General features: G+C 68.9%; 21 protein-coding genes and 1 pseudogene. 13 read left to right on the top strand and 9 right to left on the bottom strand.

Annotated elements, in window-relative coordinates; genetic code table 11:
- Positions 1–12: 12 nt before the first annotated feature.
- Positions 13–4,098: a discoidin domain-containing protein gene (locus ACFPQ9_RS22920; protein WP_380856176.1), complete on the bottom strand. Its 4,086-nt coding sequence runs from the start codon at positions 4,096–4,098 to the stop codon at positions 13–15.
- A 362-nt stretch (positions 4,099–4,460) separates the two neighbouring features.
- Between ACFPQ9_RS22920 and ACFPQ9_RS22915 the strand changes: the two genes are divergently transcribed.
- Positions 4,461–4,925, top strand: coding sequence for a hypothetical protein (locus tag ACFPQ9_RS22915; protein WP_380856173.1), 465 nt, complete (start codon positions 4,461–4,463; stop codon positions 4,923–4,925).
- An 86-nt stretch (positions 4,926–5,011) separates the two neighbouring features.
- Here ACFPQ9_RS22915 and ACFPQ9_RS22910 read toward each other — a convergent pair whose 3' ends face one another.
- Positions 5,012–6,022, bottom strand: a complete 1,011-nt coding sequence (locus tag ACFPQ9_RS22910) for an NADP-dependent oxidoreductase (RefSeq protein WP_380856170.1) — start codon at positions 6,020–6,022, stop codon at positions 5,012–5,014.
- Positions 6,023–6,135: 113 nt separating this feature from the next.
- Between ACFPQ9_RS22910 and ACFPQ9_RS22905 the strand changes: the two genes are divergently transcribed.
- The 4 genes from ACFPQ9_RS22905 (at position 6,136) to ACFPQ9_RS22890 (ending at position 9,476) form a co-directional block, all read left to right on the top strand.
- Positions 6,136–6,705, top strand: coding sequence for a TetR/AcrR family transcriptional regulator (locus ACFPQ9_RS22905; protein ID WP_380856167.1), 570 nt, complete (start codon positions 6,136–6,138; stop codon positions 6,703–6,705).
- A 187-nt stretch (positions 6,706–6,892) separates the two neighbouring features.
- The gene (locus tag ACFPQ9_RS22900; RefSeq protein WP_380856164.1) at positions 6,893–7,096 is read left to right on the top strand and encodes a hypothetical protein; all 204 of its coding nucleotides are present in this window, start codon (positions 6,893–6,895) and stop codon (positions 7,094–7,096) included.
- A 113-nt stretch (positions 7,097–7,209) separates the two neighbouring features.
- Positions 7,210–7,494, top strand: a complete 285-nt coding sequence (locus ACFPQ9_RS22895) for a hypothetical protein (RefSeq protein ID WP_380856161.1) — start codon at positions 7,210–7,212, stop codon at positions 7,492–7,494.
- A 71-nt stretch (positions 7,495–7,565) separates the two neighbouring features.
- Positions 7,566–9,476, top strand: coding sequence for a Na+/H+ antiporter NhaA (locus ACFPQ9_RS22890; RefSeq protein WP_380856158.1), 1,911 nt, complete (start codon positions 7,566–7,568; stop codon positions 9,474–9,476).
- 118 nt (positions 9,477–9,594) lie between these two features.
- Here the strand turns inward: ACFPQ9_RS22890 and ACFPQ9_RS22885 are convergent, their stop codons facing one another.
- Positions 9,595–11,097 carry a family 43 glycosylhydrolase gene (locus tag ACFPQ9_RS22885; protein WP_380856155.1) on the bottom strand — a complete coding sequence of 501 codons (1,503 nt, stop codon included), beginning with the start codon at positions 11,095–11,097 and terminating at the stop codon, positions 9,595–9,597.
- Between the two features lie 332 nt (positions 11,098–11,429).
- On the opposite strand from ACFPQ9_RS22885, the gene ACFPQ9_RS22880 reads away from it, so the two are divergent.
- Together ACFPQ9_RS22880 and ACFPQ9_RS22875 are read left to right on the top strand one after the other, a co-directional pair.
- A complete protein-coding gene (locus ACFPQ9_RS22880; RefSeq protein ID WP_380856152.1) occupies positions 11,430–12,923 on the top strand; it encodes a glycoside hydrolase family 76 protein in 1,494 nt (497 codons plus the stop codon).
- Between the two features lie 331 nt (positions 12,924–13,254).
- Positions 13,255–13,851, top strand: coding sequence for a glycoside hydrolase family 76 protein (locus ACFPQ9_RS22875; RefSeq protein WP_380856149.1), 597 nt, complete (start codon positions 13,255–13,257; stop codon positions 13,849–13,851).
- 104 nt (positions 13,852–13,955) lie between these two features.
- Here ACFPQ9_RS22875 and ACFPQ9_RS22870 read toward each other — a convergent pair whose 3' ends face one another.
- Positions 13,956–14,471, bottom strand: coding sequence for a hypothetical protein (locus ACFPQ9_RS22870; protein WP_380856146.1), 516 nt, complete (start codon positions 14,469–14,471; stop codon positions 13,956–13,958).
- 301 nt (positions 14,472–14,772) lie between these two features.
- Here ACFPQ9_RS22870 and ACFPQ9_RS22865 point away from each other — a divergent pair, with 301 nt between their 5' ends.
- Positions 14,773–15,846, top strand: coding sequence for a glycoside hydrolase family 5 protein (locus ACFPQ9_RS22865; RefSeq protein ID WP_380856144.1), 1,074 nt, complete (start codon positions 14,773–14,775; stop codon positions 15,844–15,846).
- Between the two features lie 92 nt (positions 15,847–15,938).
- Here ACFPQ9_RS22865 and ACFPQ9_RS22860 read toward each other — a convergent pair whose 3' ends face one another.
- Entirely contained in the window at positions 15,939–17,165 is a 1,227-nt protein-coding gene (locus ACFPQ9_RS22860) for an MFS transporter (protein ID WP_380856141.1), read from the bottom strand.
- Between the two features lie 285 nt (positions 17,166–17,450).
- Here ACFPQ9_RS22860 and ACFPQ9_RS22855 point away from each other — a divergent pair, with 285 nt between their 5' ends.
- Together ACFPQ9_RS22855 and ACFPQ9_RS22850 are read left to right on the top strand one after the other, a co-directional pair.
- Positions 17,451–18,254 carry a metalloregulator ArsR/SmtB family transcription factor gene (locus ACFPQ9_RS22855; RefSeq protein WP_380856138.1) on the top strand — a complete coding sequence of 268 codons (804 nt, stop codon included), beginning with the start codon at positions 17,451–17,453 and terminating at the stop codon, positions 18,252–18,254.
- Complete coding sequence (locus ACFPQ9_RS22850; RefSeq protein WP_380856135.1) at positions 18,251–18,637, top strand: VOC family protein; 387 nt, start codon at positions 18,251–18,253, stop codon at positions 18,635–18,637. Before ACFPQ9_RS22855 ends, ACFPQ9_RS22850 begins: the two co-directional genes overlap by 4 nt.
- 30 nt (positions 18,638–18,667) lie before the next feature.
- Here the strand turns inward: ACFPQ9_RS22850 and ACFPQ9_RS22845 are convergent, their stop codons facing one another.
- Positions 18,668–19,330, bottom strand: coding sequence for a response regulator (locus ACFPQ9_RS22845; RefSeq protein WP_380856132.1), 663 nt, complete (start codon positions 19,328–19,330; stop codon positions 18,668–18,670).
- On the bottom strand, positions 19,327–20,454 hold the full coding sequence (locus ACFPQ9_RS22840; RefSeq protein WP_380856129.1) for a sensor histidine kinase: 1,128 nt from the start codon (positions 20,452–20,454) through the stop codon (positions 19,327–19,329). Before ACFPQ9_RS22840 ends, ACFPQ9_RS22845 begins: the two co-directional genes overlap by 4 nt.
- 231 nt (positions 20,455–20,685) lie before the next feature.
- Between ACFPQ9_RS22840 and ACFPQ9_RS22835 the strand changes: the two genes are divergently transcribed.
- Positions 20,686–21,075 carry a DUF6223 family protein gene (locus ACFPQ9_RS22835; protein WP_380856126.1) on the top strand — a complete coding sequence of 130 codons (390 nt, stop codon included), beginning with the start codon at positions 20,686–20,688 and terminating at the stop codon, positions 21,073–21,075.
- Positions 21,076–21,081: 6 nt separating this feature from the next.
- Here ACFPQ9_RS22835 and ACFPQ9_RS22830 read toward each other — a convergent pair whose 3' ends face one another.
- Both ACFPQ9_RS22830 and ACFPQ9_RS22825 read right to left on the bottom strand, forming a co-directional pair.
- Entirely contained in the window at positions 21,082–21,939 is an 858-nt protein-coding gene (locus ACFPQ9_RS22830; RefSeq protein ID WP_380856123.1) for a calcium-binding protein, read from the bottom strand.
- 108 nt (positions 21,940–22,047) lie between these two features.
- A pseudogene (locus tag ACFPQ9_RS22825) lies at positions 22,048–23,151 on the bottom strand (pectate lyase family protein); the annotation flags it as partial.
- Positions 23,152–23,468: 317 nt separating this feature from the next.
- Between ACFPQ9_RS22825 and ACFPQ9_RS22820 the strand changes: the two are divergent.
- The gene (locus ACFPQ9_RS22820; protein WP_380856120.1) at positions 23,469–24,545 is read left to right on the top strand and encodes an NAD(P)H-dependent amine dehydrogenase family protein; all 1,077 of its coding nucleotides are present in this window, start codon (positions 23,469–23,471) and stop codon (positions 24,543–24,545) included.
- A gap of 2 nt (positions 24,546–24,547) precedes the next feature.
- On the top strand, positions 24,548–25,036 hold the full coding sequence (locus tag ACFPQ9_RS22815; protein ID WP_380856117.1) for a carboxymuconolactone decarboxylase family protein: 489 nt from the start codon (positions 24,548–24,550) through the stop codon (positions 25,034–25,036).
- Positions 25,037–25,098: the final 62 nt, after the last annotated feature.

The following is a 25,098-nucleotide window of genomic DNA, read 5'->3' as shown; positions in this document are numbered from 1 at the left end:
CACGCGGGGTCCTCAGCCGCGCAGCGTCGTCACCGCGCTGTTGTACGCCTGCGCGGTCAGCACCGGGTGCCGTGAGGAGCAGGCCTCGGACGGCCAGGACAGGGTGACGCGCCGGGTTTCGCCGGGCAGCAGCCACAGGTAGTTGTCGCTGTACAGCGTGGGCAGCACCCGGCGGCCGTGGGCTTCCTCCAGCAGGGACAGCCGGACCATGGCGGCCACCGCCGATCCGCGGTTGTGGATCGTCGCCGTCAGCTCGTGGCGGTCCCCGGAGCGCGACACCTTGGTGATGTCTCCGGTCAGCTTCACCTGCTTGGCCTTGTTCAGATTCCGCAGGGCCGACGTGTCGCGGTAGCGCCAGTAGGTGTTCCGTGACACCTCCCTGCCCTTGGCGTCCGTCAGCGTGAGCCGCAGCAGGTGCAGGTCCGGAAGGTCGTTTGTCCACTCCGCGGTGAACGCCTTCTCGGTGGCGGCCCGCGCGACGTCCAGCCGCGCCGTCCTGGTCGTGCCCAGCTGCCGGCCGGCCAGGTCGAACAGCCGGGCGCTGACGGTGGCTCCCCGCAGGTCGGTCGAGGTGTGGTTGACCGCGAGGACCTGCCACTTCACCGGGTCGGCCTGGACGTGCAGGGGCTCGCAGGCCGAACGGGCGCCGTAGTAGGTGCCGTTGACGTCGAAGTCGTAGTCGTACGTCTGCCAGACCGTGCTGTGCCAGGCCGGGTGGGACATCCACAGCATCAGGCCGGAGGCGTTGTCCCAGAGGTTGGCGTTCCACGCCTCGAACATGGCGCGGGTGTTCTCGTAGTTGACGAACTGCGCCTTGCGGGCGAAGTCGTCGAGGTCTCCGGACTCGCCGAGGCGTGCTTCGATCGCCGCCTTGTAGTTCTGCGGCGCCTGATTCCCGCGCTCGCTCCAGTCGTGGTGGTACCAGGCGCCCCCGATGGGCCACTCGGGCTCGTCGCCCGTCATGTTGCGGACGCTGGCCGCGGTGGAGACCACGGGCATGCCGATCTCGGTGTGGAAGCCGAAGTCCTTGCTGCCGTACGTCATGGGGTCGAAGTACTTCTCCGGCTCCACCCAGCCGTAGGGGCCGCCGCCGGTGACGATTCCGCCGGCCGAGTTGTTCTGGTAGAGCAGGCCGGGTACCTGATCCTGCACGGCCTCGCGCATGCCCTTGTCGATGGCGGCCGGGGGGTTGCCCTCGTTGGCACCGCACCAGACGGCCACGCACGGGTGGATGCGGTAGCGCAGTACGGTGTCGCGGGCGAGCGAGATGAACGCCTCGCGCTCCGGCGGGTCCATGCCCCACGCGTTGGGGAAGTCGTTCCACACCAGGATGCCGTGCCGGTCGCAGGCGGCGAAGAACTCCTCGCGGTCACTGCTGCCGACCCAGTTGCGGATCATGGTGAAGTTCATGTCGCGGTGCATGCGCACGGCCGCGTCCATACGGTCGGCGGGCATACGGCGCAGCAGTTCGTCCCAGCCCCAGTTGCCGCCACGGGCCAGCACGCGCACACCGTTGACGCTGATCTTCAGCGGGTCGGGTGTGTTGGACACGGACTTGACGTCGGTCCAGTTCTCGCCGTCGTCGGACACCTGGATGACGTACGTCTTCGGATACGCGCTCTCCCAGACGACGGCGACGCGGTCGAACGTCCGCGAGGACCCGAGGTCGACCCGGATCCACTGGTGGTCCTCGTAGGCGGAGGACCAGCGGGTGCCGGCATCGCCGTCGGTGGCGTGGGACGCGGGGTGGTCGGACTCCTCGGTGGAGGCGGTGACCTTCTGCCGCAGGGCGAGGTCCGTGCCCGGGTCACCGCTGTCGATGACGCTGAAGGTCCACAGCGAGTTGCCCCAACTGGTGTTCCGCAGACCGCAGTCGAGGCGGATGTGGCGCGCGGTGCGCCGGTCGAAGTCCTCGACCTGGAGGCTGGCGTTGCCGTTGTTGAACGGCAGCGGTACGGCCCCGTTGTCCATGGACGCGACGTCCGTCCAGTCCGAGCCGTTCGCCGAGACCTGGACCACGAAGGTCTTCGCGTACGCCTGTTCCCAGGTCAGATCGACGCGGTCGAAGGACTGCGTGGAGCCCAGATCGACGCGTATCCAGTGGTCGTCCTCGAAGGCGGAGGACCAGCGGGTCCCGGCGTCGCCGTCGGTGGCGTTGGCCGGGCCGTGGTCGTCCTGGTCGGTGCTGGAGGCCTCGGCGGGCGCGTGCAGGGCGAGGTCGACGCCCGGTCGGGTGCTGTCGCCGACGGCCAGGGCCCACAGGGAGCTGCCCCAGGAGGTCGCGCGGGTCAGGCATCGGATGCGGACGTGCCGGGCCTGCTGCCGGTCGAAGGTCACGGTCTGCGTGTAGGCGTCGCCGGACGCGGTGAACGGCAGCGGCACCTCGTACTCGTAGCCGAACTGGCGTATGCCGAAGCGGGTGGTGCGCCGGTCGCTCTCCCGGCCGTCGACCGAGGCCGTCAGCGTGAGGTCGTGCAGGTGGGGCTCGCCCAGGCCGTTGGGCCACCACAGCCTGGGGTCACGCACCTTCAACTGGTTGAAGGCGTCGGGCGCGAAGACGACGTCGACGCTCTCGCCGGCCTTCACGGTGACGCTCTTGGACACCCGCACACCGTCGAAGGCGGCGGTGACCGTCGCCCGGCGGTCGGTGTCGTCGGCGTTGCGGACCGGCACGACGACGGTCACCTCGGCGACCGATACGTCGGGCAGCTTCGGCAGAACGGTGTCCACCCGCGGATCGCCGATGACGACGTGCCCGGTCGATCTGAGCCGGACATGGTTCCAGATACCGGCCGCGCGGTCGCGTACGGCGGGCATCCAGTCCCAACCCGAGGAGGCGAGGTAGGTAGGGGAGTTGAGGTTCATCTGCTGTGCGCCGGCGTCGACCCATGCCTCGCCCTCGGGGCCCTTGTCCCCCGGGCTGCCGGGCACCGGCATCGGTGTGATCCGCACGGCGAGGGCGTGCTCGTCGTGTGCGTCGAGGTGACGGGTGACGTCGAAGGCGGACCGGGCGAACGGGTAGGTCAGGTCGCCGACCTGCTTGCCGTTGAGCCAGACGTCGGCCTTGTGGTTGATGCCGTCGAACTCCAGCCAGACGTGCCGGCCGGCGCCGGTCCGCAGGTCCCTCGGCAGCGTGAAGTCCCGCTTGTACCACCACGAGTGGCGTGACAGGGCCTCCGGGATGTGCAGGTTGTTCAGACCCGCCACCGGGTCGGGCAGCTTGCCCTCGCTGACGAGCGAGCCGAGCACCGTGCCGGGAACGGTCGCGGGCAGCCAGCCACTGGTGTCCACGGAGGTGTCGGACAGTTCGGCGCCGTCCGCGCCGGCCCAGTCGTCCATGGTGAGCCGCCACCCCGACTCCACGGGCACGGTGCCGTCGTCGGCGACCGTCAGCTTCGGGGCCCTGCCGGAGTGCGTACCCCAGTCGGTCCAGCCCGTGGCTGAAGGACGATGGCCTGTGACGGTGCCGTACACCTCGAAGCCGTTGAGGCCGAGGGGCAGCGGGCTGGAGCGCTTCTGGGAGGTCATGCGCACCCAGCGCGTCCGAACGGGGCGCGGGAGCTGGATGTCCACCAGGCCGCCGGTGCCGGCCGTGGTGCGGTACACCGTGGTCCACGACTTGTTGTCGAGCGAGGTCTCCACCGCGAAGACCAGCGAGTAGCTCGACTGGATCTCCTTGCCGGTGGTGCCGCTGTGCACATTGCCGCTGGTGGGCGGCGTGTACACCGGGTCGGCGGCGTCGGCCTCGAAGGTCAGACGGATGTGGGTGACCTCGCAGGTCTCCTGCAGGTCGACGGCGATCCACTGCGGGTCACCTCCCTCGGCGCGCCATCCGCTGCCCTTGACGCCCGGGGAGGCGAGGCGGTCGACGACGAACGAGCCGGGCGTGGCGGCGTAGGCGGTGGAGGAGACCGAGACGGGTCGGTACAGGGCCAACTCACCCGGTGTGGCGGGTGCGGCCGGTGCGCCGGTGGGGGCGGCAGCAGCATTCGGCACGGGGAGCACGGAGCTCAGGCCGAACCCGGCCAGCAGCGTGGTCCCCGAGGTGACGATGGTCCGTCGCGACGGGAGGCGCGACGGACCCGACAGATCTGTCATGTGTGTGACGTCCCATCAAAAGCGCAAGCCGAACCGGCTCCGCACGCCCGCGCCGAACCGGATGACAACGTTGCCAAAGGCTGTGTCGCTCAGCGTTTTCTGTCAACCCCTGAGGCGAGGGTTACTTCCGGGGGCGGCGTGCGAGCGTTTGCTTACTTGGCTTATGCGAACGGCGACTTCGACGTTCGGGGCGTGGGGAGCGGGCGACGCTCGACTGGGCGCACTTGGAAGGCGGGCCGGGGTCAACCCGCCTCGCAACCGGCAGATGGCGGTCGATCCCTTGCCTCCTCCGAGCTGGCTGGTGTACGCAGCGAGTTGTATGAGCCGCTACACCTGGAAGCAGGGCGCGCGAGGGGGTACCGATGGGGATCCAAGAGCGGTGGCAGAGCAGGCAGGAGGAACTCGCGGCTGGGTCGGAGGCCCGGGAAACCGAAGCCACCGAGCGGTGGAACGAATACAACGAATACATGGAACTGGTCCAGGGCCCCATCATTGAGCAGGCCCGCCAGGCATTCGCACGCGGTGATGGTTGGTTCGAGACTGAGATCAGCCAGCGCAGCTCAGGCAGCTTGAACCCTTATGGAGGGACCGGACAGGACCTCGGCCGACCGGCGAATGTCAGGATCAAGGCTGATCACCCTGATATGCCTTCTTCGCCGCGCAGCGACCTGCTTTCACGGATCGAAGATGTGGGCTGGAAGCTACACACGGCTCAATACGTCTACGTCCAGCTCGGCGAGGAGTCACGTGACAAGTGGCTGTCGTCGGGGCAGCGCGTGGCGATCAAGGGGAAGATCGTCGGTATGTACCTGTTCCAGCGAGGTTAGAGCCTCGACCTGCCGGTTCACCCCTGGGCCGCCCGATGCACCCGATGCACCCACCGGATAACCCCCGTCAAAGAGGCGGCTCGCTTTCAAGCGACCGTGAGTACGATCTTGCCTTGGATGTGGCCTCGGGCGGCGCGTTCGTGTGCTGCCCGGGCGTCCGCGAGTTTGAACGTGCTGTCGATCGCGACACGGATGGTGCCCGCGTCGAGCAGGCGCCCCAGTTCGGCGAGCTGAGCGCCGTTCGAGCGGACCTGGGCGATGGAGACCGTGACGCCGAGCTTCGCGGTCTCGGCTTCGTCGAAGTCCCCGGGGAACACGGGGAAGTGCGAGCCGCCGCGCCTCAAGGTGCGCAGGAAACGCTTGCTGTTGGGGCCGCCGACGGTGTCGAGGACGAGGTCGATGTCGTGGACCAGTTCTTCGGGGCGGCTCTTGGTGTAGTCGATGAACTGGTCGGCGCCGAGTTCGCGCAGGAAGGACTCGTGGGTGCCGGATGCCACCGCGGTGACGTGTGCGCCCTTCCACTTCGCCAGTTGCAGTGCGAAATGGCCTACGCCGCCCGCGGCGCCGTTGATCAGGACGGCCGTGTCGGCGTCGAGTGGAGTCGGGCGATGCCGTGCCGGTTGGAAGGGCGAGGGGTGGTCGTGTCCGACGTCGATCAGGAACTGCCATGCCGTGAGTGCCGCCATGGGCATCGCGGCGGCGTGCACGTGGTCGATGCCGGCCGGCTTGCGGGCGAGATCGGCGGCGGGTGCGGCCACGTACTCGGCGTAGGCGCTGCCGTGGAAGCTGGGGAAGCGCAGAAGGCCGAAGACCTCATCGCCGACGGAGAGGCTGTCCACGTTCGATGCGACGGCTTCGACGACTCCCGACACGTCCGTCCCCGGAATGACCGGCAGACTCACCGACGACTCCCCCTCCCCCGGCATGGTGGTCAGCCCGCCGCGCAGGTACCGGTCGGGAGGGTTGACACCCACCGCGTGCACCCGGACGAGCACCTCGCCCGGCCCCGGCTCGGGAAGCGGCACCTCGTCGTATTGCAGCACTTCAGGGCCGCCGTGCGCGTGCAGCCGGACCGCTCGCATCGTGTGTGTAGGCATTGCTTCTTCTCCTGCCCGGGTCGCGGGATACGCTGATTCGGATCGGCGATCCACATAAACGGATCACTGATCCGAATATATGGACCACTGATCCGGATAGTCAAGAGGGACCGATGCGGGCCGACGCCAGGAAGAACCGCGACCACCTGCTCGCCGTAGCAGGCAGCGCCATCGCCGAGCAGGGCGTCGACGTGTCACTGCGCGACATCGCGCGCAGGGCCGACGTCGGCCTCGCCACGCTGCTGCGTCACTTCCCCACACGCGAGGCGCTGCTCGACGCCCTGCTCCGCACGAGCTTCGACGAGCTGACGGCCGAGGCCCACGCGCTCGAGACGTCGAACTCGCCCGAGGACGCCCTCGTGTCCTGGCTCCGCGACTGTGTCGCCTGGACCACCGAATACCGGGGTGTGACGGTGCTCATGGCAGCCGCCATCGACGACCCCGAGTCCGCACTCCACGCCTCGTGCGTCACCCTGCGCGCCGCAGGAGCCCGTCTCCTCACCCGCGCCCAGGAGGCAGGCGCGGCACGCAGCGACGTCGACGGAGCCGACCTGTTCGCACTGGTGGCCATGCTCGCCTGGCTCGGCGACCAACCCTCACTCGCGCCGCGCGCCGATCACCTCTTCGCGGTCGTCGCCAGCGCGATTCTGACGAGCGAAGAGAGCATGCGGGCCACGGGGTGACGCTGCTCTTGGCCGCGTAGGCGGCGTGGTGACGACTTGAGGGCCGCGGCCAGGGGCGGAGCCCTCCATGCGCAGGTCAGGAACCCCTGTGTGAAGATCGGGGTTCGCGGCTTCGCCAACCCACCCGGAACCGGCTCATCGGGACCGGCTGAGCGGACCGCGGTGACCACGGATTGAGGAAGAGCGCATGCGTACCACCCCGACCAGGGCCCGACGGCTCGTGACCGCCGTCGCAGGAGCGGCCCTCGTCACCGGCTGCGGCGGCGCCGCGCACCCCTCCCCGGCGGAGGTTTCCCGGACCACCGCCTCGCCGGCTCCCTTCAACCAGCAGAACACGTGCGGGCGGAGCTGGAAGCGGCCGCCGCGGCCGCCGGAGCGCCCGCGGGGCTGACGCAGCTTGGCTCCGGCGCATCACCCGGCCCAGGAGCGACGGGGAAGGAGCGAAAGCTCAACGCCCTCACCGCGCGCCTGTCCCCCTGCACGGTCTCGTGGTCACACAAACCCGTGGACGCCTCCTCGTCCACATCCGGCCCGGACCGGTCGCGGCAGCAGCTGGATGCCGTCCTCTCGGACCTGGTGGCACACGGCTGGAAGAAAGCCGGCTCCGCCAAGGAGAAGTCACTCGGCGACGACGGCACGTACTTCCTGGCCACCTACACGAAGCGGGGCTGGACCCTCCACGCGCGACACACCACCCTCGCAACCTGGAGCCGGTCCACCGCCCTGGCCACGGAGGACGTCTGCTTCGACCGGCTCACCGACGACGAAGCGGCCCTCCTCAAGAACTAGGCCTGTCCCGTATCGACGGGAGGCCGAGAGCACCCGCGATCCGCAGGCCTCTCACGGGGCCCGTGGAGATAATGAGCCGTGTGAGCAGCGACTACGCCGGCGAGGCAAGTCAGACGCTGTCCAGCCAGACCCGGGCGCGCTGGCGGACGTTCGTACAGACCGAGACGGGCAGTGCCGCCCTGTTGCTGACAGCTGTGGCTGCGGCTCTGCTGTGGGCCAACGTAGGTGCGGACTCCTACGAAGCGGTGTGGGGAGCGCACTTCACCATCGGCTTCGACGCCCACCATCTCTCCCTGGATCTGCATGAGTGGATCAACGCGGGGTTGATGAGTCTGTTCTTCTTCGTGGTCGGTCTGGAGGCGCGTCGCGAGTTCGACATGGGGGAATTGCGGGATCGCCGCTGGGTGCTGCTCAGCGCCGTGGCCGGCCTCGGCAGCATGGTCGTACCCGCGGCGATCTACATCGCGATCAACGCCGGTCATGATTCGGTGCACGGCTGGGGTACGGCGATGTCGACCGACACTGCCTTCGCCCTGGGCATTCTGGCCGTGTTCGGCTCACGGCTGCCCGCGTCCCTGCGCGCTTTCATGCTGTCGATCTCCGTGGTCGACGATCTGCTCGCGCTGCTGGTGATCGCGGTCTTCTACAGCGAGGGCATCCATGTGCCGGCCCTCCTGGTGGCGCTGGGTGGGCTGCTGCTCATCGCCGTGCTGCGGTTGGCGGGCATCCGCAAAGGCGCCTATTGCGCCGTGCTGTCCGTGGTGGTGTGGGTCGCGCTGTATGAGGCCGGGGTCGATCCCGTGGTGACGGGTCTGGCGGTCGGAGCCCTTGTCGTCGCCTACCCGGCGCCGCGGGGCGCGCTGGAGCGGGCGAGCCAACTGTTCCGTCTCTTCCGCGAGCAGCCCACTCCGGAGTTGCAGCGCTCCGCGGTCCAGGGGCTCTTCGCGGCCATCTCCCCCAATGAGCGACTGGAGCAGAAGTTTCTGCCCTGGGTGAGCTACGGCATCGTGCCACTGTTCGCGCTGGCGAACGCCGGTATCGAGCTGAGTGGGGCCAAGCTCGAAGCAGCGTTCACCTCGCCCATCACGTTGGGCATTCTGTGCGGCTGCGTGGCGGGCAAGGTGATCGGGATCCTGGGTTCCATGGCGGGCGCGCAGGTGCTGACGGGCGGCCGTCTGCGCCCCAACGTGGGGTGGGGTTCGGTCACCGCCGGTGGGGCCATCGCCGGGGCGGCGTTCACCGTCTCCTTGTTGATCGCCTCCCACGCCTTCGAGGGCGAGGAACTCGATCAGGCGCGCATCGGGGTCCTCGCCACCTTGGTCGCCGCGTTCGTGCTCAGCTGGGCGGTCTCGGGCGTCATCAGACTGCTGCCGGAGGCCCGCAGGGCACGGGCTCTGCTGGGCACGACCGACACGTTGACGGATCTGGCGGTGGCCGTCGATGTCCGTCACGACCGGATCCGCGGGCCGGAGAAGGCGGCCGTCACGGTGGTTGAGTACGGCGATTTCGAGTGCCCGTACTGCGGGCAGGCCGAGCCGGCCGTACGGGAACTGCTGGGCCACGACTCCGACGTCCGCTTTGTGTGGCGGCACCTGCCGCTGCCGGATGTGCACCCCTACGCGGAGCTGGCGGCGGAAGCATCGGAAGCGGCCGCGCGACAGGGGAAGTTCTGGGAGATGCACGATCTGCTGTTCGCGCGGCAGGACGCCCTCGGCGCCGAGGACCTGCTGCGGTACGCGGAGGAACTCGGTCTGGACATGGCACGGTTCCGGGACGACCTGGAGCAGGGCCGGGGCGCGCGCCGCGTCGCGGAGGACGTCGACTCGGCGGACTTGAGCGGTGTGTCGGGTACACCGACGTTCTTCATCAACGGCCGGCGCCACAAGGGCGCGTACGACATCGCAGCCCTGACCCAGGCGGTCGACCAAGCCCGCCGACAAGTGCTGGCCACGCAGGCCGGACTGTCGAAGCCGGCCGGATGACCGGGCCTCCGATTCCGCCGACCTACGCCTGCAGGCCCCGCTCCGGCGAGGGCGCCGAACTCGACCCCAGCTCGGAGTCCCTCAAAGGAGCGTCGCTGCCCCGCCCGCATCAGTCACCTCACCGGGCGGGACCAATGGCCACATTGCCGAAGGATGCTGCGGCGTTGAAGACGCGGACGCCGTTCGCGCCGCTCGGGAAGGTGCCGTCGCTGACGGAGATCTTCGGTGTCGTCATGTCGTCGACGAACACCTTGACCGATGCGCCGACGGCCGTGACGCGGAGACGGTGCGTCGAGCCCGGCGCGACGGGTGTCCGGGCGGCCCCCAGCTCGGTCCAGGAGCCGTTCGCCCGGCCCAGGACCACCTTGCCGCTCGGGCTGATGCCCGCGTAGTAACCCGAGTAGCCGTCCGTGCCGACCGTGGGCCTGCTCACCCGGAACATGAGCCCGGCGTCCCCGCCACCGGACGTCACCCTGACGTCGGCGTCGTAGGTGAAGTCCGCGAAGTTGGTGTCGAGGAGCGCCTTGGCTCCCTGGTCCCGCCCCACGCGGTATCGCCCGCCGGTGACCGACCATGTCCCGCCGTACGTCTTCCAGCCCAGGGCGTTGCCGTCGGCGAAGTTGTCCTTCACCCGCATCGCGATGCGCCGGATGGTGCCGTCGGGGTTGAAGTACATGCGGTCGTAGGCCAGTTGGCGGTGGTTGCCGTCGCTCTCGCTGAGGGGACGGCGGTGGTAGACGATGTACCAGGTGTCGGTGCCCGGCACGTTGACGACGGAGTTGTGGCCCGAGCCCTTGGCGACCGCCGGGTCCTGGGCGAGCACCTTGTCGATCTTCCGGAAGGGCCCTGTCGGCGAGTCGGACATGGCGTACGACACCGAGTAGTCGGGGCCGGTCCAGCCGCCCTCCGACCACATCAGGTAGTACTTGCCGTTCCGCTTGAACATGTAGGAACCCTCGGTGTAGTTCTCCGGGGTGATCTCCCTGTAGGTACTGCCGTCGCCGAAGGTGCCCAGGCTGGTCATGTCCGGGTTGAGCTTGACGACGTTGGCGTGGTGCCAGCCTCCGTAGTACATGTACGCCTGACCGTCGTCGTCGATGAAGACGTCCTGGTCGATGGGCTGGGCCCCGTTGTGGAACTGCGAGATCAGCGGCTTGCCGAGGGCGTCCTTGTAGGGCCCCTCGGGACGGTCGGCCACGGCCACGCCGATGCCGCCGAGCTGGGAGTTGTCCTGGATGTCGTTCGCGGCGAAGTAGAGGTAGTACTTGCCGTCCCGTTCGACCGGGGCCGGCGCCCACACCGCATACTTCGCCCAGGAGACGTTCGCCGTCGTCAGGACGTTGCTGTGCTTGGTCCAGTGGATCAGGTCGGTCGAGGAGAAGGCGTCGAGGTAGGTCTGTTCGGCGTATGCCTTCGACGCCGTGGGGAAGACCCAGTACTTGCCGTCGTAGATCGCGATGTCGGGGTCCGCGTACCAGCCGTCGACGAAGGGGTTCCCCGCCTCGGCGGTCGAGTACTCGGGGAGCGCCGTGGCGGGAGTGGGCGTAAGCATCGCCAGGAGGCCGCCGGTCAGCAGCGCGGCCCAGCGCTTGGCGACGAACCCGGTCGATCTGGCAGTCATGAGGACCTCCGTCGGGGATCGGGGGCCGGCAGTCGAGAGACAACGTTGTCGAGCGACACGCAGCCCCTCGGTCGGGCGCAGGACTTCGGTAGGAGTCTTTTACATCGATGGAATGAAGCTGTAAACCCTTCACGCACCAATACCCCCGAACTCGCCCTCCCCTGCCCCCAGTTGGATACCTCTCACTCCCAGCACCATTGACGCCCCGTCGTCCCGTCATTACCTTCCGAGAGCGCTCTCTTTCACTCACAGCAAGTCCCCGGGCTGTCGCCTCGACCGGCGTCGCATGCCCTTGGCGGAGCTTGGGGGCGTTGCCCTGACAGGGAGGCCCCATGGCTCCCGCACGAAGATTCCGCAGACCGAGTCCCCCCACCACCATCGGACGGTCGGCCGCAGCGATCGCCCTCGTGCTCCTCGCGGGTGTCGCCTCGCCACCGGCGTCCGCCGCCGGCACCGTCACCACCGCGGCGACCATCTGCAACAGGTACTGCGACGCCCGCGACCCCGCCCTCTCCCCCGGCGACCGCACCCCGGTCACGGCCACCGTCCACGGACGGTCGATCGTGCTGCACTTCGACGACGCCGACGCGATGGGCTGGGCGTCCGTCGCCAACGGCGATCCGGGCGACGAGGTGTGGCTCGACCGCTCCTTCGACGGCGGCCGCTCCTGGAGCTCCGGAAGCAAGCTCGGAAACACCACCGTGCCCTCGGGGCAACGCGGCTGGCGCACGCTCATGTACAACGTGGACGACTGGAACAACCGCGGTGTCGGCGCGCTGCGTGCCTGCGGCAAAGCGGGCGATCGCGCCGAGATCGCCTGCACCCCGTGGGCCCGCACCACCTGGAACGCCGGCGACCGACGCACCGCGGCGGCCACCGGGTTGATGAGCCTCTACAACAACTCGACCGGCCTCTTCGACACCACCGGCTGGTGGAACTCCGCGAACGCCCTCAACGCCGTCATCGACAACATCCGCGTGTCGGGGATGGGCAGTTACTCGTACGCGATCTCGCGCACGTACGACCTGAATCTCAACGCGCAGGGCGGACAGTTCCGCAACGACTACATCGACGACACCGGTTGGTGGGGGCTGGCCTGGGTCGCCGCGTACGACCTGACCGGCGACAGCCGCTACCTGAACACCGCCCGCGCCGACGCCGACCACATGGCGGGGTACTGGGACGGCACCTGCGGCGGCGGAGTGTGGTGGAGCACGGCGAAGACCTACAAGAACGCCATCGCCAACTCCCTCTACATCCAGCTCAACGCGGCCCTGCACAACCGCATCCCGGGGGACTCGACGTATCGGGAGCGGGCCCGTGCCGGGTGGTCCTGGTTCCAGGGCACCGGCATGATCAACGGCTCGAATCTCGTCAACGACGGTATCGACCTGGGCACTTGCCGCAACAACGGCCAGCCGGTCTGGTCGTACAACCAGGGGGTCCTGCTCGGCGCCCTCACCGAGCTGCACCGGGCCACGGGTGACGGCGCACTGCTCACCCGTGCGCGGCAGATCGCCGACGCCGCGACCACGGCTTCCTCGCTCCACACCAGCGAGGGCATCCTGCGCGACCCGTGCGAGGGCGGCGACTGCGGTGCCGACGGGCCGTCCTTCAAGGGCGCGCACGTGCGCGGTCTGGGCAAACTCAACGCCGCGCTGCCGGATCACGCCTACACCGCCTATCTGCAACGCCAGGCGGACCGTGCCCACGCGAGCGACCGCAACGCCCTCGATCAGTACGGACTGCGCTGGTCGGGTCCGATCGACAAGGTGGACGCGGCGCGGCAGCAAAGTGCCCTCGACCTGCTCAACGCGGCGCCGTAGCCACAGCGTCCCGTCGAAGCACCCTCGGCTCTCCCCTGCCGACCGACCCTGACGGAGAAAGGGCGGTACGTCGTCATGTCAGCACGGAGACATCGCACATGGACCGGTCTCGTGGTCCTGGCCCTCGCCCTGGCCGGACTGGTAGCCCTGCCCACCCCCTCCCACGCGGCGCCGGCGGTCTGCGCGCTGGCCTGCGACACGCTGGACCCGGCGAAGGCACAGCAGGACACCTTCCCCGTGCCGGACAGGAACATCAACGGTCGCGTCCTGCGACTGCACGTCTCCGACCCGGACAACATGGCCTGGGCGAGCATCGACAACGGCGTGCGCGGTGACTCGGTCTGGCTCGACCGGTCCTGGGACCGCGGCGCCACCGCGCGTCGGCGGCGACACCAAGTGGGGCAGCCGGGCGGCGACGGCGGCGGACTGGTATCTCGCCAGCGGCATGATCAACTCGGCGGGTCTGGTCAACGACGGACTGACCACGGGCTGCGCCAACAACGGCCAGACGGTCTGGAGTTACAACCAGGGTCTGGCCATCGGTGCCTTCACCCAGCTGTGGCGGTCCACCGGGAACGGCCGCAACCTGGACACGGCCACGCGCCTCGCCGACGCCGCGCTCTCCTCGCCGGCGCTCACCCGCGACGGCATCCTGACCGAGTCGTGCGACCTCGCGATGAACTCCTGCGACGACAACCAGAAGCAGTTCAAGGGCATCTTCATGCGCAACCTGGCGGACCTGGCGGACGCCACCGGATCCGCCGTCCACCGGGCGTACGCCGACAGACAGGCCGATGCGATCTGGGCCAACGACCGCGACTCCCTGAACCGCCTCGGCCAGCGCTGGTCCGGCACCCCACCCAACCCGACGGACTGGCGCACGCAGGCCGGCGCTCTGGAGGCCTTGACGGCTGCGGAGCGCTCCTAGGCACCCGCTTCTGAGAGGCGGACAGAACAGAGACAGGTCGTCCGGCGGCCCCAGGAGGGCAGCCGGACGACCCTAGGCTTCTCGGTGCCGTACTGAGTGGGGGTTCAGCAGCCGCCGCAGTTGTAGTAGAGGACGTCCCAGTGGTTGCCCTCGTCGGCGTAGACGTTGCCCGAGCCGGAACGCCACTGCGGAGCCCCGTCGCCGCGCAGGCCGATGTAGGTGAAGTTGTTCTTGATGTAGTTCCCGAGACAGGTGTACTTGCCGTAGTCGAGCTTGTAGCCGTTCCAGTGCGAGTACGTGCCGGAGGCGTGTCCGGTCTCGGTGCCGCCCGTGATGTTCAGGGCACAGCCGCTGGCGCGCTTGAGGGTCTGTGCGCCTTGGGCGGTGGCCAGGTTGAGCTGCTCGAACGACGTGCAGGTGGCGTTGTTGCGGTTGGAGCAGTTGCCGGACGACGACCAGGTGATGCCGACCTGCTGGAACATGGACGTCGCGGTGGCGTGGCTGATCTTGGTGACGGCGAACGCTTCACCGGCGGTGCCGATGACGACGGCGCCGGGGGCGATGACGAGGGCGAGTGCGGTCAGGACCGAGCGGAGCTTCAAGGCCTTGGTGACCTTCATGCGGGGGACCTTCCTGCGGTGGGCCACGGTTGCTGTGGGGCAGTTGTGCAGGCGGTGCAGGAAGCATCGTGCCTGCGGTCTACGCGCGTTGGCCAGAGGACACAGCGGAACACGTGGGAGCACGTGGGAACACGGGGGTTCGTTCGGTGACTCCGTGACACACCTCGATCACGTATGTGACCGCCACCTGTGAATGCCTGAGCAGGTGTGGATGTCAACCAGCCCCTTGTCGCCCTGGATAGGCTCTGCTTTCCTCCATTAGGAAAGTTTCCTATCAATCACTCACATGAACGAGGTTCATATGAGGGCAACTCTTCCATCGCTGCGGCAGGGGGTCGTAGCCGCCGTGCTCGGCAGCGTCCTGCTGCTCCTCCTCAGCGTCATCCCGACCGGGTCGGCCCACGCCGCCGCCACCGGCCGGCGTGCCGCGGCCGCCACGCCGGTCTCCACCAACGGACAGCTCAAGGTCTGTGGCACCAAGCTGTGCAACAGCCGCGGAAACCCCATCCAGTTACGGGGCATGAGCACCCATGGCACCCAGTGGTACCCGCACTGTCTGACCAGCGGTTCACTCAACGCCCTGGCCACCGACTGGAAGGCCGACGTCCTGCGCGTCTCGACGTACGTCCAGGAGGGCGGCTACGAGACGAACCCCCAGCACTTCACCAACCTCGCGAACTCCCTCATCCAGCAGGCGACCGACCGCGGCATGTATGTGATCGTCGACTGGCACATGCTCACCCCCGGCGACCCCCACGCCAACCTGAGCAAGGCCCGCCAGTTCTTCACCGACATCGCCAACCGCAACAAGGACAAGAACAACGTCCTCTACGAGATCGCGAACGAGCCCAGCGGGGTGAGCTGGTCGCGGATCAAGAGCTACGCGGAGCAGATCATCCCGACCATCCGCACCATCGACTCCGATGCTCCGGTGCTGGTCGGAACACGCGCGTGGTCCTCGTTCGGTGTTTCCGAGGGCTCCGACGAGTCGGAGGTGGTGAACAACCCGGTCAGGGCGTCCAACATCATGTACACCATCCACTTCTACGCGTACTCGCACCGCGACGAGTACCTGGCGACGCTCTCCCGGGCCGCCGACAGGCTCCCGGTGTTCGTCACCGAGTTCGGCACCCAGAACTACGCCGGCGAGGGCAGCAACGACTTCGCCATGTCGCAGCGCTACCTCGACCTCATGGCCGCCAAGAAGATCAGCTGGACGAACTGGAACTTCTCCGACGACAACCGCTCCGGCGCGGTCTTCAAGACCGGAACCTGCGACAGGTCCGGCCCCTGGACCGGCACGTCACCGCTGAAGCCCGCCGGAGTCTGGATCCGCGAGCGGATCATGTCGCCGGACAACTTCCCCGCTGCATGACCTGGTGAAGGACAACTACCTGGTGATGGACAACCGCAGATGAGCATGATCGATCCGGTGGCCTGTGCGTCTCGCACAGGCCACCTTCCGCTTCAGGTCGCCGAAGTGGTGTGCGTCGGCTCCGCCAGTGTTTCCGCAGCGGACGACGTGATCACTTCGGAGCTCTCGGAGCCTCGGCCACCCCGGTCCATGAGACCGCCCATGAAGGCCAGGCCGAGGCCTGCCACGGCGAGGGCGGCGCCGACGAGGTTCGGTGAGGCCCAGCCCCAGCCCGCGGAGATGGCCAGGCCGCCGAGCCAGGCGCCGCCGGCGTTGGCCATGTTGAAGGCGGAGTGGTTGGAGGCCGCGGCCATCGTCGGAGCGTTCTTGGCCTTCGCCATCAGCAGCATCTGGACGGGGGTGGTGATGAGGGCACCCATCGCGCCGATGAAGGCGATCGTGACCAGGGCCGCAGCGGTGCTGTGGACGGTGAAGTAGAACGTCACCAGCCCGGCCGCGAGCAGGGCGAGTCCCGCGTAGAGAGTCGGGCGCAGGGCGCGGTCGGTGAGGGGGCCGGCGATCAGCGTGCCGGCCGTCATGCCCACGCCGTACAGCGCGAGGACCAGGGTGGTGGAGGTGTCGGAGATGCCCGTCAGGTTCGTCAGCATCGGCACGAGGTAGCTGTAGACGGCGAAGAAGCCGCCGAACCCGACCACGGCCGTGGCCAGGCCGATCGCGACCTGCCGGTTCTTCATGGCCCGCACCTCGTGGCGGATGCCGGCCTGCTGACCGCGGGGCTGGTGCGGGACGAAGGCGGCCAGTGCGGCGAGCGCGATGAGCCCGATGACCGCGACGGCGACATAGGCGGACCGCCAGCCCAGTTGCTGGCCGAGCGCGGTGCCGGCCGGGACGCCGACGATGTTCGCGACCGTCAGGCCGAGGAACATCATCGACACGGCACGCGCGGCCCGGTCGGGTGCGACCAGTCGGGACGCGACGACGGCGCCGACGCCGAACAGCGCACCGTGCGGCAGCCCCGCCAGGAAGCGCGCGGCGAACAGCAGGCCGAAGTTCGGGGCGAACGCGGAGGCGATGTTGCCGATGACGAACAGTCCGGACAACAGCAGCAGCAGCTTCTTGTGCGGTACGCGGGCACCGATGCCGGTCAGCACAGGGGCACCGACGACGACACCGAGCGCGTAGGCCGACACGAGGTTGCCGGCCTGCGGCACCGACACTCCGATCCCGTCGGCGATCTGGGGCAGCAGCCCCATGGTGGCGAACTCGGTCGTGCCGATGCCGAAGGCGACGACAGCCAGGGCCAACAGAGCCAGAGGCATGGTGCGGGAGAACCTTTCGAAAGACAGCGGTCCGGGGACGAGGGAGCAGAGAAGGCCGAGGTCGGGGGAACACCCACCTCGGCCGGCCGCGTCGAGCACCGTTGCCCAGCGCACCCCCACACAGGGCGAGCCCATCAACAGTGCAGCAGCGAAGGGAGACCGCGCATTCCAAGATCGGGCCGCATCTTGACGTGATCTACGTCATGAGCCCTCCGTCATGAGCCCTCCGTCCGTGTCACGCAGCCTCCGTTGATACATCAACCCCATTTGATTTATCTTCGACACATGGGATCCCCTCCCCAGGACGTGACCGTCGAGCCGCCCCAGTTCCTCCGGCTCGCTGCTCATCCGCTGCGCTGGCGGCTGCTGACGGCACTCGCCGAAGGCGACCATCGGGTCCGTGAACTGGTGGAACGTGTCGGCGAGCCACAGAACCTGGTGTCGTACCACTTGCGGCTGCTGCGCGACGGCGGGCTGGTCGTGGCCAGGCGCAGCAGCTTCGACGGCCGGGACAGCTACTACCGCCTCGACCTGGACCGTTGCGCCGACGCGCTGGCCGCCAGTGGTGCCGCCCTGCATCCGGCGTTGCGCCAGGACACCGCACTCCCCCGTCGACCGGTCGCCGGAGCACGATCTCCCCGGGTGGCGGTGCTCTTCGTCTGCACCGGCAACAGCGCCCGCTCGCCGATCGCCGCAGCCCTGCTGCGCCACCACACCGCCGGCCGCGTGACGACGGCCAGTGCGGGCACCAGGCCCAAGCCGCACCTGCACCCCGATGCGGTCAGGGTGCTGAGCGAGTCGTACGGCATCGACCTCTCCGGTGGGCGAACCCGCACCCGACACGTGGACGCCTTGGCCGGCCGCCGTTTCGACCACGTGATCACCTTGTGCGACAAGGCCCGCGAGGACTGTCCGAGGTTGGGCACGCGGCAGGTCCACTGGAGCATGGCCGACCCGGGCGCGGCAGATGGCACCGGCCAGGCCGGCTACGCCGCCTTTCAGCACGCGGCGGCAGACATAGACACGCGCATCAGGTATCTGATTCCGGTCCTGAACATCCCCGAGACCCTTGCGAGGTCCGAGCCATGACCGCTCACGACGAATACGTCAGCGTCCGTTACCTCGTCGATGACGTACAGGCCGCCACCGACTTCTACACCACCCACCTCGGGTTCACGCTGCACTCCAGCGCCGCCCCGGCCTTCGCCGACGTGCTCCGTGGCCGGCTACGGCTGCTGCTGTCGGGCCCGGCGAGTTCGGGTGCCCGGGCCACCCCGAAGGAGGCGGCTCTCCCGGGCGGCAACCGCATCCACCTGACCTTCGACGACCTCGACGCCGAGATCGCTCGGCTGCGCGACGCCGGTCTCACCTTCCGCAGTGAGGTCGTTTCCGGTCCCGGCGGACGGCAGATCCTGCTGGCCGACCCGGCGGACAACCTCATCGAGCTGTTCCAGCCCGCCCACCGGCCCTGACCGGCGCCGCTCAGCGCCGCTGCCCAGGAGTCAGCGGCCGTTCGGGACGACCAGGCCGGTCTCGTAGGCGAGGACCACGAGTTGGGCGCGGTCGCGGGTACGGAGTTTGGTCATCGCCCGGTTGACGTGGGTCTTGGCGGTCATCGGGCTGATCACCATGCGGTCGGCGATCTGGTCGTTGGACAGGCCCTGCGCCACCAGGGCGACGGCTTCGCGTTCACGTCCGGTCAGCTCCGCCAGTACGCCGTCGGTCGCGGTGGGGAGGGGCTGGTCGACGTACCGCTGGATCAGTTTGCGGGTGAGGGACGGGGCGAGCAGGGCGTCGCCTCGGGCGGCGACCCGTACGGCGTGCAGGAGGTCTTCCGGCACGATGTCCTTGACCAGGAACCCGGCGGCGCCGGCGCGCAGGGCCTCGAAGACGTACTCGTCCATGCCGTAGTTGGTGAGGATGACCACGTGCACGCCGGCCAGCGCAGGGTCCGCGGCGATGCGCCGGGTCGCCTCGATGCCGTCCATCACCGGCATCCGGATGTCGATGAGCGCGACGTCGGGCAGATGCTCCTGGGCGAGCGCCAGACCTTCCTCGCCATCGGGGGCTTCGGCCACGATCTGGATGTCGTCCTCGAGGTCGAGCAGGGCGCGGAAGCCGCTGCGGATGAGTGGCTGGTCGTCGACCAGCAGGACACGGATCATGATGCTCGTTCCACGGGGAGTTCTGCCCGGACGGTGAAGCCGTGCCCGGCGCACGGTTCGGCGCGCAGCCGGCCGCCGAGTGCGGTGACGCGTTCGCGCATGCCGAGCAGCCCGAGGCCGGGGGCCGGGGCGTCGTCGGGGGTGGCCTTGCCGTCGTCGTCGACCTGGACGGACAGCGCGTCGGGCCGGTAGCTGATCCGGACCGTCGCGGTTCTGGCGCCGGCGTGCCGGGCGGTGTTGGTCAGCGCCTCCTGGACGATCCGGTAGGCGGTACGGCCCACCGCGGCCGGCACGTCGTGCCGTTGCCCTTCGATCGTCAGCGTCGCGTCCAGGCCCATCGAACGGGCGCGCTCCACGAGTTCCGCTACGTGTTCCAGGCTCTGCGGCGGGGCGGTGTCGTCGTCGCGGAGGGCCTCCAGGGTCGCACGCAGCTCTCGGGTCGCCTCCCGGCCGGCCGCCTGGATCGCCAGCAGTGCCTCGGGGACCTGCTCGCCGCGCCGGTGCGCCACATGGACGGCGACCTCGGACTGCACCTTGATGATCGAGATCTGGTGGGTCAGGGAATCGTGCAGCTCCCGCGCGATGTGGAGCCGCTCCTCGTCGGCGCGGCGCCGCGCGGTCTCCTCCCGGGTGCGCTCGGCTTCCTCCGCCCGCCGCTCTGCCTGCCTTAGGGCCTCCCCGGCGGCGAACGCGGCGATCAGCCAGGCGATTTCGAGTACGTTCCGGGCCTGCGCGAACGCGTCGCGCGCGGGCCCGTCGCGGAAAGCCAGGGCGATGAGAGGGAGGACGACGAGCAGGGCCACGGACACCGCCGCCGTGAGGACACGGTGCCCTGCCCGTACGGCGCCGTAGACCGCTACCAGGTACGAGACGGCGAGCACTTCGAATCCGGCTGCCTCGTACCCCACCGCGCACAGGCCGGTGACGGCCAGCACGGCGATCGGAGCCCTGCGGCGCGCGACCAGTGCCAGACCTCCCGCCGCCAGGAGCACGCCGCCGAGCAGCGCGCGGCCCCCGTCGGGGTGCGGCCCGGACAGCCCGGTGCTCAGCAGCAGTGCCGCCACGCTGACGGCGACCGCCCAGTCCATGGCACCGGCCGGGACACGAAGACGCGTGGTGTCCATGAGCGCACAGTAGCCGGGCCACGCCGCGGACGAGTCCCGCCCGCGGACGACAGGCGACTACCGCGGGCGCGGTATCTGCCCGCCACCTGCCGCGTCCGCGGCAGTCGACTGCCCTGCCTGCGGCAGCCCGAAGAGACCGCACTCGCCGGACGACCGGTAGCCCGGTCGGCAGGCACGCTCAAGTCGGGCGGAACCTCGAATTCGCCTCACGACGAGCAGGAGGAGAGTCTCATGAGTGCAGCAGATGTCCTGATGGTGGCCGCCGAGGGCGGGATCATCGGCGACGGGCGGACCGGGGCCAACCTGGCCCTCGGGGTGGGGCTGATCGGCGTGGTCATCGGCGGGCTGGCCCTGGCCCGCGTCGCCGGCCGCATCAGTACCGGAAACGCGCGCACCGGCGCCATGTCGGCCATGGCCGTGGGGCTGCTCGGCACGGCCCTCGCGGTGTTGCATCTGGCCACCTCCAGTGGAGGTCCCGGCACCGGCAACGGGATGGTGGGGGCCGTCTTCGCCATCCCGCTGGGGTTGCTTGCCGTGGCCCTCGGCCGGCGAGCCCTCACCCGCTCCCGACGCGCCGAGCGGACCACCGACCGCTTCGAGCGCGAGCTCGGGTCCGCCTGACGGACGTCAGGGGCGTACGTCGACGTAGTCACCGGTGGCCTTGGCCGGACCCGTGGTGGTCGTGCCGGGGAAGTACCACCGCCAGTAGCCGTCCTTGACCGCCTTGACCGGGGTGAACAACGTGCCCGTGCTGCTGGTCTTCACCGAGACCACCGTCGTGTAGGTGCTGCTGTCCTTCGGGCGGAACTGCAGCTTCACGCTCTGACCCGCGTATCCCGCATAACGATAGGTGTCCCAGTTGGCCCGCACGAGCTTGCCGGTGACGGTGATACGCGCGCCCTTGGTCACCGGCTCCGGTGACGCGTTGACCGTGAGCTGCGCCGCACGCTTGAGGCTGAACGATCCCACGCCGGGGGCGAAGACGGACGCGCCGTCGTTGGCGTCGGCCAGGGCGTCGACGGACCAGGTGCCCGCGTTGGCGTTGGCCAGGTCCACCGGATCGTCGCTGCCCGGGGCGGGGTGGGCGTTGACGGTGAACACGGTCGTGCAGGCCGTCGCGGTCTCGCAGAACGCGTCGGTGGTGTAGAAGCCGCCGTGCGGTCCCTTCAGATCCACATCGACGAAGGACAGACCGGAGTCGTCCGATCCGCTGACCCTGACCGGGAACACCATGTCGTGCGTGACACCCACGATGACGTCATGTCCGGAGTTGACGGTGGCCCCGCTGACGACCGGTTCGCCGGTCGCGGCATCGGCCGGGGCACCGATCCCCGCCATCAGTACGACGGCGGCCCCCAGCACGACGCCGCGGCTTGTCGCGCGACCGACGGGCCTGCCCTGCGCGGCACTTGCGCCCGCGGCGGGCGCAGCGGTCTGGTGCCCGCCGCTCGATCTGTCGCCGAGCGGTGCGGCATTGCGGCTCATGAACCCTCCCGGAGAGCTACAGCGACGCAAGCGCGTCACTCGCTACGACTGCCGAGCCGGCCCGATCGTTGCCCTCCGGACGTGAGCCGCCGCGGATGCTCCCTAGCTGGTGCAGTTGCCGTCGGACACCTGGAGCCCGGTGCCCGCGCCCGCCGTCCGGCTCACGACGTCGGGGACGCACGATGCTGCGTCGAGCGTGTAGGGATAGGGGATGCTCACCGTGGTGTTGGACTGCGGGTTCGGGCCCGCGGGGTAGTTGTCGGTGCCGGGGGCGGACCAGGTGACGTTGTCGAAGACATTGCCGCTGACCTGCCAGTAGCCACGCTCGTCCGTGTAGAACGTGCCGAGGACGTCCTTGGAGTCCTCGAAGTAGTTGTTGTCGACCTTCGCCTTGGCCCCGGCCCGTGAGTTGATGCCGGACTCGTTCAGGCGCACGTAGTGGTTGTTGTAGACGTGGGCTGTCCCGCCGCGCAGGAGTGGGGCGCGGGAGTCGATGTTCTCGTAGCGGTTGTGGTGGAACGTGACGTAGCCGTTGGACAGATCGCTCTCGCTGGATCCGATGAGACCGCCTCGGCCGGAGTTGCGCAGCACGCTGTACGACAGCGTCACGTACTGCGTGTTGTCCTTCATGTCGAACAGGCCGTCGTAGCCCTCCGACTCGCCTCCCGACGCCTCCAGGGTGGCGTGGTCGACCCACACATTGCGGACGCTCCTCTCCATGCCGATCGCGTCACCGCCGTTGGACGTGGGTGAGCCCGACTTCTTCACGTTCCGGACGGTCACGTTCTGGATGATGATGTTTCTCGATTCGCGTATGTGGATGCCCAGTTGGTCGAAGACGGCACCGTTGCCGACGCCGACGAGGGTGACGTTGCTGATCTGCTTCAGCTCGATGACACCGGCGGCCGTGTTGCAGCTGTCTCCCGACACCTTCGAGGTGTTGCCGTGGTTGATGGTCCCCTCGACCTCGATGGTGATCGGCGTGCTGCTGTCGGCCCGGCCGCAGAGGGCCGCGTGGATCTGGGTGCCCGTGGTCGCGCGGACCCGCTGTCCGCCGGCTCCGCCCGTGGTCCCGCCGTTCTGGGTGGCATAGCCGGTGACGCTGGCGGTCGCGGCCGAGGCCTCCGGCGTCGACAGGGTCACGGCGGCCGCGGCCGCCAGGGCCATCGCGGCCGATGCCGCGGAGAGGCGCAGTGCGACAGGTCTTGTCATCTCGTCTCCTGAATTCACCGAGGTTCACCGTGGGGTGCAGTGACGCATGGGTGTGCGACAGCCCGCCTTCATGACATGGGGGGCTGGTGGCGCATGACGCTGGAGAAAGCGCTTTCTGGATGGAGACCATAGGGCCCGTTCGGTCAACCGGCAAGACTCTTCGGCTGGCCTTGTGAACCAGCATCATGAACATGAACCGGTGTCGATCTCACCCCGGAGCGGCCCCGGACCGCAGACCATGGCCGTCCTCGAACGCCGGTGGGCATTCCTCCTGCACGCCTATGGGAAGTTTTGGGGTGCATCGTTACCCTCCGCCCATGATTCCCACGGTGGTTTGGGGCACAGGCAACGTCGGGCGTGCGGCCATCCGGGCTGTCGCGGCGCATCCGATGCTCAGCCTTGTGGCCGTGCTGGTGTCGAGTCCCGCCAAGGTCGGCAGGGACGCGGGTGAACTCGGCGCTCTCGGACGGCGGTTGGGGGTGGCGGCGACGGACGACGTGGACGCGGTTCTGTCCACCGGCCCCCGCGCGGTCGTGTACGCGGCGTCCGGTGACGTCCGTCCGGACGGCGCGATCGAGGACATCGCCCGCGCGCTCCGCGCCGGCGCGGTGGTCGTCACTCCGTCCGTGTACGGCATGTACGACTGCACGAACGCCCCCGACGACATCCGCGACGTGCTGGCCGGGGCCGCGCGCTCCGGGGGCGGCTCGCTGTTCGTGTCGGGCGTGGACCCCGGTTGGGCCAACGACGTGCTCCCGCTGCTGGTCAGCGGACTGGGGTCGGACATCGACGCCGTCCGGTGCCAGGAGATCTTCGACTACTCGACGTACGACCAGGAGGAAGCAGTACGCGACCTGATCGGTATGGGACATCCGCTGGACTACCAGCCGCTGATGCTGGCCGAAGGCATCCCCACCATGATCTGGGGCGGACAGCTGCGGATGATGGCACGGGCCCTCGGCGTCGAACTGGACGGCATCGAGGAGACCTTGGAACGCCGCCCCCTCGAAACCTCCGTCGTCACCGGCTCGATGGGCGAGTTCGCGGCCGGCACCCAGGGAGCGGTACGGCTCGAGGTGCAGGGTGTGGTGGCGGGCGAACCCCGCATCATCGTCGAGCACATCACCCGGATTCACGCCACCTGCGCCCCGGACTGGCCGGCACCGCCGGACGGCGGAGCGGGCGCGCACCGCGTGATCATCGAAGGACACCCCCGTATCGAGGTCACGGTCGAGGCCACGGACGAGGGCGAGAACAGGGCCGCCGGCGGCAACGCGACGGCGGCCGGCCGTCTGGTGAACGCCATCGACTTCCTCGTCGAGGCCGGACCGGGCCTCTACGACGCACTCGACGTCCCGCTGCGCCCCGCGGTGGGCAGACTGGGAAAGAAGTGATCATGCAGATCGACATCCCACCAGGTGCGGAGCCCATCCCGTACGTCTGGGGCGACCTGGTGCCCCAGATCGGCCAGGCGGCCAGCAATTTCTCCCTGTCCGTCTATCAGTACACGACCCTCGGGCTGCGCGAGTTCGAGGCGGCCCGCCTGCGCATCGCGCAGATCAACGGATGCCTGTTCTGCCTGGACTGGCGAACCGAACGCGACGGCGAGAAGGTCGAGGAGGGATTCCTGGACGCGGTCACACAGTGGCGCACGACGGACTCCTTCGACGTACGCACACGTCTCGCCGCCGAGTACGCGGAGCGCTACGCGGTGGACCATCACCACCTGGACGACGAGTTCTGGGAGCGGATGAAGGCGCACTACAGCCAGGCGGAGATCGTGGAGTTGAGCATGAGCATCGGCTCATGGCTGGCGTTCGGCCGTCTCAATCATGTGCTGGGGCTCGACAGCGTGTGTGTGCTGCCGTCGGCACAGGGTTCCTGATGAGGTGCGGCTAGGGCTGCGGGCCGGGGCGTTTCGGCCACGGCCCACAGTGGTCATCGCGG

This window comes from Streptomyces coerulescens, from assembly GCF_042657965.1.
Lineage (GTDB): Bacteria > Actinomycetota > Actinomycetes > Streptomycetales > Streptomycetaceae > Streptomyces > Streptomyces coerulescens.
The sequence above is the reverse complement of the archived record's forward strand: the minus strand, read 5'-3'. Positions and strand labels throughout refer to the sequence as shown.

Excerpts from the sequence above, each read along its gene's own strand:
- ACFPQ9_RS22920 (WP_380856176.1), bottom strand. The coding sequence starts at position 4,098 with ATGACAGATCTGTCGGGTCCGTCGCGCCTCCCGTCGCGACGGACCATC.
- ACFPQ9_RS22915 (WP_380856173.1), top strand. The coding sequence starts at position 4,461 with ATGGGGATCCAAGAGCGGTGGCAGAGCAGGCAGGAGGAACTCGCGGCT.
- ACFPQ9_RS22910 (WP_380856170.1), bottom strand. The coding sequence starts at position 6,022 with ATGCCTACACACACGATGCGAGCGGTCCGGCTGCACGCGCACGGCGGC.
- ACFPQ9_RS22905 (WP_380856167.1), top strand. The coding sequence starts at position 6,136 with ATGCGGGCCGACGCCAGGAAGAACCGCGACCACCTGCTCGCCGTAGCA.
- ACFPQ9_RS22900 (WP_380856164.1), top strand. The coding sequence starts at position 6,893 with ATGCGTACCACCCCGACCAGGGCCCGACGGCTCGTGACCGCCGTCGCA.
- ACFPQ9_RS22890 (WP_380856158.1), top strand. The coding sequence starts at position 7,566 with ATGAGCCGTGTGAGCAGCGACTACGCCGGCGAGGCAAGTCAGACGCTG.
- ACFPQ9_RS22885 (WP_380856155.1), bottom strand. The coding sequence starts at position 11,097 with ATGACTGCCAGATCGACCGGGTTCGTCGCCAAGCGCTGGGCCGCGCTG.
- ACFPQ9_RS22880 (WP_380856152.1), top strand. The coding sequence starts at position 11,430 with ATGGCTCCCGCACGAAGATTCCGCAGACCGAGTCCCCCCACCACCATC.
- ACFPQ9_RS22870 (WP_380856146.1), bottom strand. The coding sequence starts at position 14,471 with ATGAAGGTCACCAAGGCCTTGAAGCTCCGCTCGGTCCTGACCGCACTC.
- ACFPQ9_RS22865 (WP_380856144.1), top strand. The coding sequence starts at position 14,773 with ATGAGGGCAACTCTTCCATCGCTGCGGCAGGGGGTCGTAGCCGCCGTG.
- ACFPQ9_RS22860 (WP_380856141.1), bottom strand. The coding sequence starts at position 17,165 with ATGCCTCTGGCTCTGTTGGCCCTGGCTGTCGTCGCCTTCGGCATCGGC.
- ACFPQ9_RS22855 (WP_380856138.1), top strand. The coding sequence starts at position 17,451 with ATGGGATCCCCTCCCCAGGACGTGACCGTCGAGCCGCCCCAGTTCCTC.
- ACFPQ9_RS22850 (WP_380856135.1), top strand. The coding sequence starts at position 18,251 with ATGACCGCTCACGACGAATACGTCAGCGTCCGTTACCTCGTCGATGAC.
- ACFPQ9_RS22845 (WP_380856132.1), bottom strand. The coding sequence starts at position 19,330 with ATGATCCGTGTCCTGCTGGTCGACGACCAGCCACTCATCCGCAGCGGC.
- ACFPQ9_RS22840 (WP_380856129.1), bottom strand. The coding sequence starts at position 20,454 with ATGGACACCACGCGTCTTCGTGTCCCGGCCGGTGCCATGGACTGGGCG.
- ACFPQ9_RS22835 (WP_380856126.1), top strand. The coding sequence starts at position 20,686 with ATGAGTGCAGCAGATGTCCTGATGGTGGCCGCCGAGGGCGGGATCATC.
- ACFPQ9_RS22830 (WP_380856123.1), bottom strand. The coding sequence starts at position 21,939 with ATGAGCCGCAATGCCGCACCGCTCGGCGACAGATCGAGCGGCGGGCAC.
- ACFPQ9_RS22820 (WP_380856120.1), top strand. The coding sequence starts at position 23,469 with ATGATTCCCACGGTGGTTTGGGGCACAGGCAACGTCGGGCGTGCGGCC.
- ACFPQ9_RS22815 (WP_380856117.1), top strand. The coding sequence starts at position 24,548 with ATGCAGATCGACATCCCACCAGGTGCGGAGCCCATCCCGTACGTCTGG.